Origin of the sequence: Microbacterium sp. Root553 (assembly GCF_001426995.1) — a bacterium.
Taxonomy (GTDB): domain Bacteria; phylum Actinomycetota; class Actinomycetes; order Actinomycetales; family Microbacteriaceae; genus Microbacterium.
Genome location: NZ_LMFY01000001.1, coordinates 658,313 through 670,702, shown reverse-complemented (window position 1 = coordinate 670,702; position 12,390 = coordinate 658,313). Strand labels below are relative to the sequence as shown.

At 70.0% G+C, this 12,390-nt stretch carries 6 protein-coding genes; 5 read left to right on the top strand and 1 reads right to left on the bottom strand.

Annotated features, from left to right (window positions below; genetic code table 11):
• Window positions 1-75 precede the first annotated feature (75 nt).
• Entirely contained in the window at window positions 76-2,145 is a 2,070-nt protein-coding gene (locus tag ASD43_RS02985) for an acyl-CoA dehydrogenase family protein (protein WP_056413372.1), read from the top strand.
• 160 nt (window positions 2,146-2,305) lie between these two features.
• On the opposite strand, the gene ASD43_RS02980 is transcribed toward ASD43_RS02985, so the two are convergent.
• Entirely contained in the window at window positions 2,306-3,208 is a 903-nt protein-coding gene (locus ASD43_RS02980) for a hypothetical protein (protein ID WP_056413368.1), read from the bottom strand.
• Window positions 3,209-3,321: 113 nt separating this feature from the next.
• On the opposite strand from ASD43_RS02980, the gene ASD43_RS02975 reads away from it, so the two are divergent.
• The 4 genes from ASD43_RS02975 to ASD43_RS17135 all read left to right on the top strand — a co-directional run bounded on the left by ASD43_RS02975 (window position 3,322) and on the right by ASD43_RS17135 (window position 12,306).
• Window positions 3,322-4,368, top strand: a complete 1,047-nt coding sequence (locus ASD43_RS02975; protein WP_045255011.1) for an NAD(P)-dependent alcohol dehydrogenase — start codon at window positions 3,322-3,324, stop codon at window positions 4,366-4,368.
• A 180-nt stretch (window positions 4,369-4,548) separates the two neighbouring features.
• A complete protein-coding gene (locus ASD43_RS02970) occupies window positions 4,549-5,118 on the top strand; it encodes a DNA-3-methyladenine glycosylase I (protein WP_056413364.1) in 570 nt (189 codons plus the stop codon).
• A 145-nt stretch (window positions 5,119-5,263) separates the two neighbouring features.
• On the top strand, window positions 5,264-6,391 hold the full coding sequence (locus tag ASD43_RS02965; protein ID WP_056413361.1) for a serine/threonine-protein kinase: 1,128 nt from the start codon (window positions 5,264-5,266) through the stop codon (window positions 6,389-6,391).
• Window positions 6,391-12,306, top strand: coding sequence for an Ig-like domain-containing protein (locus ASD43_RS17135; RefSeq protein ID WP_056413358.1), 5,916 nt, complete (start codon window positions 6,391-6,393; stop codon window positions 12,304-12,306). The genes ASD43_RS02965 and ASD43_RS17135 overlap by 1 nt, the downstream gene beginning before the upstream one ends.
• Window positions 12,307-12,390: the final 84 nt, after the last annotated feature.

The following is a 12,390-nucleotide window of genomic DNA, read 5'->3' as shown; positions in this document are numbered from 1 at the left end:
GTACAGGCGAGTTCTTCGGATGTTGTCGCAGACCTACCATGAAGGCACCCCTACTTCCCTCTGAGAGGAACGCTCATGGTCGACGCCGCCGTCCGTCCGAAGACGACCCGCCCTCATTCCCGCACCAGCGACGCGAATCTGCGCATCGACGTCGCCCGCGTCACCGATCTGCTGATGGGCACCTGGGCGGACACCCGCCGCGAGGCGCGAGAGATGATCAAGGACTCGGCGTTCTGGCGCGACGACGCACTGGGCAAGGACGATCACCGCGAGCGCGTGCTCGGCCAGCTGCACCTCCTGGTGGAGAAGAAGGCCGTGCACCGGGCGTTCCCCAAGGCGCTGGGCGGCGAGGAGAACAACGGCGGCAACATCGCGGGCTTCGAGGAGCTCGTCGTCGCCGACCCCAGCCTGCAGATCAAGTCGGGCGTGCAGTGGGGGCTCTTCGGCTCGGCCATCCTGCAGCTCGGCACGGCCGAGCACCACGCGAAGTGGCTGCCCGGCGTCATGGATCTCTCGATTCCCGGCGCCTTCGCGATGACCGAGATCGGCCACGGGTCCGATGTCGCCGCGGTGGGGACGACCGCGACGTACGACCCCGCGACCGAGGAGTTCGTGATCAACACCCCCTTCCGGGGTGCCACGAAGGAGTACCTCGGCAACGCGGCGCTGCACGGCATCGCCGCGACCGTGTTCGCGCAGCTGATCACGAACGGCGTCAATCACGGCGTGCACTGCTTCTACGTGCCGCTTCGCGGTGACGACGGCAACGACCTCCCCGGTATCGGGCGCGAGGACGACGGCCTCAAGGGCGGCCTCAACGGCATCGACAACGGACGCCTGAGCTTCGACCACATCCGCATCCCCCGCACGAACCTGCTGAACAAGTACGGTGACGTGGCTGCCGACGGCACGTACTCGAGCGCGATCGACAGTCCAGGTCGCCGCTTCTTCACGATGCTGGGCACGCTGGTGCAGGGACGGGTGTCGCTCGACGGTGCGGCCTGCTGGGCCTCTGCTCTCGGACTGGACATCGCGATCACCTACGCCACCCAGCGTCGTCAGTTCGACGGCGCCGACGGGCAGGAGGTCGTGCTGCTCGACTACGGCAAGCACCAGCGCCGCCTGTTCCCGCGTCTGGCGACGACCTACGCGCAGATCTTCGCGCACGACGAGTTCCTGCAGAAGTTCGACGGCGTGTTCTCGGGCCGCATCGACACCCCCGAGGACCGCGAGGATCTCGAGACGCTCGCCGCAGCCCTCAAGCCGCTGTCGACGTGGCATGCCCTCGACACGCTGCAGGAGGCGCGCGAGGCCTGCGGCGGTGCCGGCTTCATGTTCGAGAACCGCCTCGTCGGACTCCGCGCCGACCTCGACATCTACGTGACGTTCGAGGGTGACAACAACGTGCTCCTGCAGCTGGTCGGCAAGCGTCTGCTGACCGACTACGCCCGGCAGTTCACCGGCAAGGATGCCGCCGCCCTGGCCAAGTTCGCCGTCGGGATGACCGCGGGCAAGCTGTTCCACGGCGCCGGCCTCCGCCAGTTCGGGCAGTCGGTCGTCGACCTCGGGCAGGTCTCGCGGTCGGTCGAGAACGGGCTGCGCGAGGAGCAGCAGCATCAGCTGCTCGCCGAGCGCGTGCAGCAGATGGTGGCCGACATCGCCGGCCGGCTGCGCCCTGCGGGCAAGGACAAGGCGCTGGGTGAGCGGCTGTTCAACGAGAACCAGGCCGAGCTGATCGAGGCGGCGCGGGCCCACGGTGAGCTGCTGCAGTGGGAGGCGTTCACCGACGCCCTTCGGCGCATCGAGGATGCCGACACCAAGAAGGTGCTCACCTGGCTGCGCGATCTGTTCGGGCTGCAGCTCATCGAGAAGCACCTCGCCTGGCACCTCATCAACGGTCGGCTGTCGACGCAGCGTGCCGCCGCGGTCTCCCGCTACATCGACCGCCTGTGCACGCGCCTGCGTCCGCACGCTCTCGACCTCGTCGCCGCGTTCGGTTACGAGCCGGAGCACGTGCGCGCACCGATCGCCTCGGGTGCCGAGCGCCGGCGTCAGGACGAGGCGCGTGAGTACTACGCCGCGCTCGCGGCATCCGGCGAGGCTCCGGTGCTGGAGAAGACGCTGAAGAAGAACGCCAGGCGCTGACCTCGGGCCAAGAGCGCGTTCACAATTCAGCAGGAACGGCCCCGCACCGCGTGTGCGGGGCCGTTCCTGCAGCCGGGGCCGATGTTCGTGCGGAATCGCGCACGCCGACCGGTGGCCGAGCAGAGGGGCCGGATCCGAGCTTCCTGCCCTGATGTCCGTGTCAGGCCGGTGGGTACGTCGCAGGTGGGTACGTCGCGGGTGCGGAGGGGGCCTGTTCCGATCGCCGCGACTGCGCGCGCACCCGCAGGAGCACGGCGGTGAATGCGAGATACAGCACACCCGCCGCGGCCCCGCCTGCGTAGAGCAGCATGCTCGGTACGACGGTGTTCAGCGGGCGGGGCAGCTGGAAGAGCATCGGCACCGTGGCATCGGGAGCGGCGATGAGAGCGACGCCGACGGCCAGCAGCGCCACCGCTGGCAGGATCAGCGCGAACGGCGACCAGCGGGTCAGAAGGACGCCCGCCACGACGAGCACCGTGCCGGCGACGACCGCTCCCGCGGCCCCCGGACGGATGTCGAACTGGAACCGCTGCAGGGCGAAGAGCGTGCCGTCGGCGATGCCCCAGGCGATCGCCCCCGCGCCGGCGACCAGCAGCAGCGGTGAGGCGATGAGGCCGATCGCCCAGAGGACTCCGCTCTTCGGGCGCGGGTCCCGGCGCACCAGCGCCAGCACCAGCCCCATGGCGCCGAGGGAGGCGAGCACGATGAGGGGCACCCCGTACAGAAGGCCGTCGCCCCACTCCCGTGGAGTCACCCGATAGAGCCATGACAGCGTCACGGGGAGGACCGCGACGACGAGAGGGCCGATGCTCGACAGGCCGACGACGATCAGGCCGGCGGAACTCCGGATGCCGGTGAGCGCGACCAGCACGAGCAGCGCGAGCCCGAGCGCCTGCAGCAGCACGGGGCCGATGAGCGGCGTCACGTCGCCGTCGAAGCCGTAGGCGAGGAGCGTGAGATTCATCGTCTGCCCGCCGACGGAGAGCAGGATCAGGGCGATCGGAGTGAGCACGACAGCCACCACGATCGTGAGCAGGCGTGCGGTCGACGATGATGTGCGCATGGACTTCCCCTCCGGAGCCGTAGCACCACGGTACCGATACCCACGTCGGGATCGACACAGGTTCGGCCCGTAAGGTCGATGGGTTCTACCCGAATCCACCCGAGGAGCCCGTGATGACCCGTGTCCACGCTTACGCCGCACCCAGCGAAGCCGCACCGCTCGAGAAGACCGTCATCGAGAGGAGGGAGCTCGGTGCCCACGACATCCTGATCGACATCGCCTTCGCCGGCATCTGCCACTCCGACATCCATACGGTCCGCGGCGACTGGGGTCCGCAGAGCTATCCGCTCGCACCTGGTCACGAGATCGCGGGAACCGTCGCCGCCGTCGGCTCCGACGTCACCAGGCACTCCGTCGGCGACCGCGTCGGCGTGGGATGCCTCGTCAACTCCTGCGGCGAGTGCCGCAACTGCGAGCGCGGCGACGAGCAGTTCTGCTCCCGCGGCGCCGTCTTCACATACGGCAGCACCGATCGTGACGGCTCGATCACGCAGGGCGGCTACTCGGAGCAGGTCGTCGTGACCGAGTCGTTCGCCGTCCGCATCCCCGACGCTCTCGCGCTCGATGTCGCCGCTCCGCTGCTCTGCGCGGGCATCACGACCTACTCGCCGCTTCGTCACTGGAACGTCGGACCCGGCTCGCGCGTCGCCGTCGTCGGTCTCGGCGGTCTCGGCCACATGGCCGTGCAGATCGCCCATGCCCTGGGCGCCGAGGTGACCGTGCTGTCGCAGACCCTGAACAAGAAGGATGACGGACTGCGCCTCGGCGCCGACCACTACTACGCGACGAGCGACCCCGAGACCTTCGCGTCACTGGGCGGCTCGTTCGACGTGATCCTCAACACCGTGAGCGCGGTCGTCGACCTGCGCGCCTACCTCGGGCTGCTCGATGTGGGCGGCTCGATGGTCTGCGTGGGGGCGCCCGCCGAACCGCTGCCCGTGCAGGTGATGTCGCTGATCGGCGGTCGCCGTTCGCTCGCCGGCTCCAACATCGGCGGCATCCGCGAGACGCAGGAGATGCTCGACTTCTGTGCCGAGCACGGCATCGCCTCGGAGATCGAGGTCATCACCGCCGCGCAGATCAACGAGGCGTACGACCGCGTGCTCGCGTCCGACGTGCGCTACCGCTTCGTGATCGACGCCTCGACGTTCGCGGACTGATCGTAAGCGCCCTTCTCGGCGCCCGCCGCGTTCTGGCTGACTGTTCCCCGGTCGGCGGACGGGATGACGGCATCCGGCCCGCCACCCGTGACTTCTTCAGCCATCCGGTTCGATGAAGGAGCGGGTCGGCAGGCCGGAGCCGACCCGCAGCATGTCCGCCGTCGCCGATAGCGTGAGCGCATGACCTCCCTGATCACCGCACCCGATGGCCGCGCTCGCTGTGCCTGGGTGGGAGACGACCCCGAGTACGTCCGCTACCACGACGAAGAGTGGGGCAGGCCACTGCACGGCGACCGTCCGCTGTTCGAGAAGATGTCGCTCGAAGGCTTTCAGGCGGGCCTCTCGTGGATCACCATCCTGCGCAAGCGTCCTCGCTTCCGCGAGGTCTTCGCGGGCTTCGACATCGATACGGTGGCGGAGTTCGACGACTCCGATGTCGAACGGCTGATGGGCGATGCCGGCATCATCCGCAACCGGGCCAAGGTGCTGGCGACCATCGGCAATGCCCAGATCGTGCGCACCATGGCCGAAGGAGAACTCGACCGACTCATGTGGTCGTTCGCGCCGCACCCCTCGGGCGCCCGGCCGAAGACCCTGTCGGACGTTCCGCCCGTCACCCCTGAATCCACCGCGATGAGCAAGGAGCTGCGTCGCCGCGGCTTCCGGTTCGTCGGACCCACCACGATGTACGCCCTCATGCAGTCGAGCGGAATGGTCGACGATCATGTGGAGGGATGCTGGCGGGCATGATCAGCGCTCCCCGCACGCCGCCCGCGGGAAGGTGACAGAGGCGGTGCGGGCGACCCCTCGACTATGATCCGATGGGGGGATGCGCGCACTCTGCTGACGCGGCACGGCGTTCTCTCGCTGTCTGTTCACTTCGGGAGGGAAGCGCATGGCCAAGCGCACCATGTCTGCGCCACCGGTGCTCTCCGGTTACAGCTACGTCCGGCCGCTGGGCTCGGGCGGTTTCGCCGACGTCTTCCTCTACGAACAGGATCTCCCTCGACGTGTCTCGGCCGTCAAGGTGCTTCTCGCCGACGCCGTGAACCCTGAGATCCTCCGCACCTTCAATGCGGAGGCGGACATCTCCGCCCGTCTCAGCGCGCACCCCGCGATCGTGACGATCTACCAGGCCTCGATCTCGTCCGACGGCCGTCCTTACATCGCCATGGAGTACTGCCCCGACAACATGAGCGCCCGGTACAAGCGGGGCCCGCTGCCGGTCGCCGACGTCCTCGACACGGGCGTGCGCATCGCCGGTGCGCTCGAGACCGTGCACCGTGCAGGACTCCTGCATCGCGACATCAAACCCTCCAACATCCTCGTCAGCTCGCTCGGCAGCCCGGTGCTCGCCGACTTCGGCATCGCCGCGGCCGTGCTCGACGAGGGCGAGTCCGACACCATCGCGATGTCTGTGCCGTGGAGCGCCCCCGAGGTGCTGCAGGAGAAGGTGTCGGGATCCGTGGCCAGCGAGATCTGGAGCCTCGCAGCCACCCTCTACACGCTGTTCGCCGGCCGTACGCCGTTCGAGGTCGACGACCGGTCGCAGAACTCCCGCGACCGGCTGACCCGCCGCATCGTGAAGGCGCAGTACACGCCCGTCCCCGTCGCCGGGTTCCCCCGCGGAGTCGACGAGATCCTCTCCACCGCGATGCAGCGCGACCCCGAGCGGCGGTTCGCGTCGATGACCGAATTCGCCGAGCGTCTGCGCTGGGCGCAGTACGAGCTGCGCATCGCCCCCACCGCCTTCGAAGCGGCGTCCGCCGACTGGGCGGCGGCCTCGCCCGTCGACTTCTCCGACGCCGCCTCCCGCGGCCCCGTCGTCACCACCGTCGACCCCGCCTCGCGCCGCGCCGCACGCGCGGCCGCGAAGGGAACAGGTCCGCGTGAGGTCGACGCGCAGCCGGCCCCGAAGCGGGAGCGCTCACCTCTCGTCTCAGGACTCATCGGTGCCGCCATCGGCATGGTCGCGCTCGGCGCCGTCGGGGTCACCGTGCTGATGCTGACCGGAGTGATCTGATGGCGATCGGTGACCGCAGCAGAACCGCGACGCCGCCGCCCTCCCGTCGACGGCTGATCGCATCGATCGCCGGTGTCGCCGCCCTCGCGACCGTGGTGGCCGTGGCCGTCACCGCCCAGGGCTACGAATCGCAGGAGGTGCCCCGCCTCGAGTCGTCGGTCTGGGTGCTCCGGGATTCGGGCCAGTACGCGCGCGTCAACACCGAGCTCGCCGAGATCGACACCGTGCGCAACGTCGACGCGCCCGACGCCGTTTGGCAGAGCGGCGCGGAGGCGGTGCTCTACAGCCAGGGCTCCCGTCAGCGGTGGGATCTCGACGCCGCGGCACCTCAGAACCTCCTCGCCGACGCCGGCGAGGAGGGCACCGCGTCGGCCTCGGAGCCGACCCCCGCCGGCACCAGAGAGATCGTCTCGGCCGGCCCCTACGTCGCGTACCGCTCCGACACCGGGCAGGTCTCCGTCTCCACCCTCAGCGCAGGCGCGTCGACGGCACTCGTCGACCCCTTCGCCGAGGTCGAGGTCGAAGAGGGCGAAGACAGGCCCACCTACACCGCGGATGCGATCGGCCTGTCGCCGGACGGCATCCTCGCGCTGTACTCCGGTGACGAGGGCGCGGTGCGCCGCTTCGACATCGACGAGTACGCGTTCATCGGCGACGCGCAGGCGATCGACTCGGCGCCCGAGGCCGGAACCGACGTCACCATGACCGTCGTGGGCGACCGCTGGGCGCTGCTGCAACCGGGCGACGGACAGCTGTGGACGGGCGGGGGAGAGCCGCAGAGTCTCGACATCGCCGACGACGCCATCCTCCAGGCGGGCTCCGCCGACGCGGAGAACCTGCTCATCGCCGATTCCGACGGCCTGGTCTCGGTGCCGCTCGGAGGCGGCGAGGCGACACGCACGGTGGAGGCATCCGGCGTTCCCGCCGTTCCCACCTTCGCCGGCGGGCAGGCCTATGCGGCCTGGCTCGACACGGGCTCCGGAACCCTCTGGGCCGACGGCGACACCGTCGATCTCACCGTGCCGGACAAGGCTCTGGAGTCCGGGTCGATCCGGCCGGTGTTCCGCAGCAACGGCGATCGCGCGGTGCTCTCCGAGGTGGGGACAGGGCTGATCTGGACGGCTCCGGAAGGTCGCCTCATCCCGCTGGACCAGTGGGCGGTCGAGAAGGAGACCGAGCAGGAGGAGGGCACGGTCGTCGTCGAGGACATCGCCGAGCAGATGCCACCGGTCGCCGTCGATGACGCGTTCGGCGTGCGCAGCGGCCAGCAGGTCATCCTGCCCGTGCTCTACAACGACCACGACCCGAACCGCAAAGACGTGCTGTCGGTCGACGCGGCATCGCTCAGCGGCCTCTCGAATCCCGACTTCGGTGATGTCTCGCTCGTCGCGGACGGGCAGTCCCTCGTCGTCACCGTGCGCGCGGCGTCGGGGCAGGCCAGCTTCAGCTACGCGGTCACCGACGGATCCGCCGTATCGGAACCTGCGACCGTGACGCTCACGGTCGTCGATCCCGCGTCGAACTCCGCTCCCGTCTGGTGCGGTGTCGAGGCGTGTCAGCAGGAATGGCCGACCCCGCAGCTGCTGCCGGGAGGCAGCACGATCGTCGCGGCGCTGTCGGGCTGGGTCGACCCCGAGGGCGACCCGTTCGTGCTCAGCGACGCCTACGAGACCGACGCGGCGGCGCCCGTCATGGTCGTGCCCATGGACGACGGCCGCGTCGCGATCCGCCACACCGACCCGAATGCCTCCGACGCCGTGATCTCCGTGACGGTCGTCGTCCAGGACGCGCAGGGCGCCACGGCCGAGAAGGTCCTCGACGTGCAGGTGACCGCCAACCCCGCACTCGTCGCGGCCCCCGTGGCGCTGAACGCGCTCGTGGGCGAGCCGCAGTCGATCGAGGTCGCGGATCACCTCTCCGGCGGATCCGGCTCCTACCGGCTGCTCGATGCCGTGCAGACGTCGGCCTCCGCCGACGGCCTCGAGGTGGCACCGAACACGGCAGCAGGCACGGTCGAGCTCACGGTCGCCCAGCCGGGTCAGTACGTCGTCACCTACACCGCGCAGGACGCGGTGACTCAGGCCGAGCGCTCCGCCGTGATCCGCGTCACCGCCGTCGACGGATCCACCGCTCTCGCGATGGCGCCCCTCACCGCCTTCGTCCGCGAGGGCCAGGACACCACGGTGGACGTGCTCCGCGGGGTGCAGAACAACACCGGTCGCGTGCTGCTGGTCTCCGGCGTCGAGAGCTCGACCTCCCTGCTCAACGTGGGAGTCGTGGGCAACGAGAGCATCCGCGTCAGCGGCACGACCGCCGACGGAGAGCCAGGCGTCATCGGCTCGGCATCCGTCACGATCGCCGACGGCGCGGGAGGCGCCGTGAAGGGCACGGTCACGGTGTTCCTCACCTCGCCGTCGACCGTCACCAGGCCCATCGTGTTCGCCGACGCCATCACGGTGCGCGCGGGGTCCCTCTCGCGTATCCCGGTCACGGCCAACGACGTCGCGCCCCGCGGCGAGCCTCTTCTCGTGCTGCCGGAGGTGACCGGATCGGACCAGCCCGACGAGCTCGTCTTCGCCGACGGCAACGCGCTGCGCTACCTCGCCCCGAAGACCCCCGGCACGTACCGGCTCACCTACTCCGTCGCGCTCGAGCGCAACCCCTCGCTGTCCGACAACGGCACGGTGCTCGTGACCGTCGTCCCGTCGGGCACCAACCGCGCCCCGACGCCGATCACGCTCGAGGGGCGAGTGCTCAGCGGCCAGACGGTCTCGCTCAAGGTTCCGCCGACGGGGATGGACGCCGACGGCGACAGGGTCTCCCTCGCCGGTGTCGCGCAGCCGGGCTCGGGCAAGGGCACCGTGACCATCTCGCCCTCGGGCGACGCGATCGTGTACCGCGCCCCGGCGGGCGGAGTCGGCGACGGCCAGGTCAGCTTCGACTACACGGTCAGAGACACGCAGGGAGATCAGGGAACCGGCACCGTGCGGATCGGCGTCCTCGACGCCGCGATCGACGACACGGCCCCTGTCACGTTCAGCGACTACGTGCGCGTGCGCGTCGACTCGTCCACGCCGATCGTGCTCGATCCGCGTGCCAACGACATCGATCCCGCCCAGGGCGAACTCGAGCTCGTCGAGCTCATCCCGAATGCGCCGACGGCGCCGGGCAATCCCCTCTACGAGCGCCTCGACCGGCTGATCGACGATCAGACGTCGCTGGACGACGGCCGCGTCGTGCTGCAGGCCGGAGACACCGCCGGCACGAACTCGTACATCTACACCGTGCAGTCCACACGCACCGGAAGCACCTCGCAGGGCCTCATCGTCGTCACCGTCACAGAAGACGACGTCGCCGACCAGCCGACGGTCACCGACACGGTGCTCACCGCCCGCGACAGGGCAGAGCTCTCCAGCGGCGGGATCGACGTCGTGACCGATCGGGTCCGGTGGACCTCGGGCGACGTCGGCGAGCTCACGCTCAGCCTCTGGGGCGACCAGCCGGGATTCTCCGTGTCCGGCGACCGGATCACGGGTCAGGCTCCCCCCGAGGGCGCCCTCGTCCCGTTCACGCTCAGCGGCACCGTCGGCGGGCGCGACATCGTGGGGCACGGCTTCCTGCACATCCCGGCGTTCGACGACCTCCGGGTGCAGACCCGCCCCGGTGCCGAGCCCGTCGTGGTCGACGAGGAGTCCACGGTGCAGTTCGACGTCGGCGACTACGTCGACCTCTCGAGCTCCGATCCCTTCGACGTCGGCACCGACCTGAGCGCGCAGCGGGCCTCGGCGATCTGCTCGGCGACCGGCAAGACGGGCACCTACCAGTCCGGCACCGGCGCCCCGTGGTCCGACACCTGTCTCGTTCCGGTCCGGCTCAAGGGTCAGCAGAGCTGGTCGTACATCGAGGTGCCGATCAGCATCCGCCCCGCGGCGCCCCAGGTGAACCTCGCGCCGATCGCGCAGACCATCGCGCCCGGCGCCGCCGCGACGATCGACATCTACTCGGGCATGGTCTCCTGGGAGGGCGGCCGGTCGGGCGACGCCTCGACGCTCCAGTACGGCATCGACTACTCGGGATCCGCGTTCACGGTCACCCGCGACGGCGCCACTCTGACAGTCGAGGCGCGAGCCGACGCGCAGCCCGGCACGCGCGAGGAGATCGCGGTGAGCGTGGCGGAGTACGGCGGCGCATCGTCGGCGATCCGTCTCGTCGTCGGCATCGCCCCGCCCGACGCCCCGCGGGGCGCGACCTTCACCCAGCAGTGCATCGTCACCACCCCCGGATGCTCGGTCGAGGCCGTCGGCATCGCCGGTGAGTATGACCCGTTCCAGGGCAAGGTGGGCGCCGGTCTCACCCTCACCTCGATCGGCGCCGGAGCACGATGCGATGTCGCCAGCGTCACCGTCGCCGGCAACTCCCTGGCCGTGAGCTGGCCCGGCGGCGGAAACGCCCCCGGCGGTCAGTGCATCATCCCGTTCGTCGTCAGCGACGCGCAGGGGCGCACCGGCACGGGCACCATGACGCTCGACCTGCAGGGCATCTCGCAGCCGCCCGCGAGCGTCACCACCGCGGCGTACACCCGCACCACCGTCACACTCGACGTGCCTCTCGGCGAGGCCGCTCGCGCGCATCCCGCGGTCACCGGCGTGACGATCCTCCGCGACGGCGCACCGGCGAATGCGTCGTGCACGCCGAACGCCGGGTTCTACCGCTGCACGGTGAGCGGTCTCGTGAACGGCGAGCCCCACGCCTACACGGCGGTCGCGGTGAACGCGGTCGGATCGTCGACCCCGACCTCTGCCCACACGACGTGGGCCTATGCGGCACCGGAGATCTCGGGTGCGGCCGCCGCGCCCGTGTACCGAGCCGGTGTCACGACGACGTCGCAGGGCGTCGCCTCGCTGTCGATCACCGCCGGCGACGACGCGGCATCGTTCCGCATCGAGGGCTCGGGGCAGGTCATCCCGCGATCCGGAGCCACCACCACGGTCGATGTCACGCTCCCCCCTGGTGCTCAGACCATCACGATCGTCCCGATCAGCCAGTTCCAGCCTCCGACAGGCGGCGGCAACGAGGGCGGGGCGTTCCAGGCGTCGGTGACCGTCGCCGGAGCGCCGATCATCGGCTCGGGCACGGCGGCGGCCGCGTCCTCGAACTCGTCGATCGCGGTGAGCGGCCCGACGTCGGCGAACGGCAACGGCAGCGCGCGCCCGATCACCACGAAGTACCTCGCGTGGCGTTCGGGCACCGCTACGTGCACGGCGAACCCCGACGGCACGCTCGCCGCGAACGCGGAGCGCGTCTCGGACACGCCCACCCTCTCCGATCTCGAGGCGTACAGCACCTACAACGTCAAGGTGTGCGCGTCGAACGGCTACGGCGTCGCCGAGTCGTCGCCGACGTCGGTCTTCGTCTTCCAGTCGATCGGGGGCCCGGGGGGAGATCTGACCTGGGCCGTCTCCAACACGTACACGCAGATCGGCAACCGGTACTCCTACGTGCTCGCCAAGTCCCCGACGGTCGAGGCACAGCCCAACTTCGCCCCGCAGTTCCGGGTGTACGGCAGCTGGGAGGGCAGCTTCTCGCTGTCCCCTAATTCCGCGCCGTCCAATGCCAAGGCGCGGACGTGTCATCAGACCTTCACCTGGGCCTGCTCGCCGGAGGTGGCACTCACCCCCGCGTCAGGCAGTGCCCCGACGACGGTCTCCGTCGACTTCGCGCCGTGCGTACCCGCACAGCCGCAGAACGCGGCGACGATCTCGACGGCGGCGAACGGTTCGGCGAACATCACCGCGAAGCCGATCCAGACCGACCCCCTCCAGCCCCGGCGCTACGAGGTCACGATCTCGTGGAAGGGCGCGTTCTCCATGCTGCAGCCCATCACGCGCACGATGGACGGCTGCCCGGTGCTCTGATGCGCGTGCGAAACCCCTGCCCGCCCCACGAAGAAGGACGACGATGACCCCGCCGGTTCGAACCCAGGGCCTCACGCCCAATAC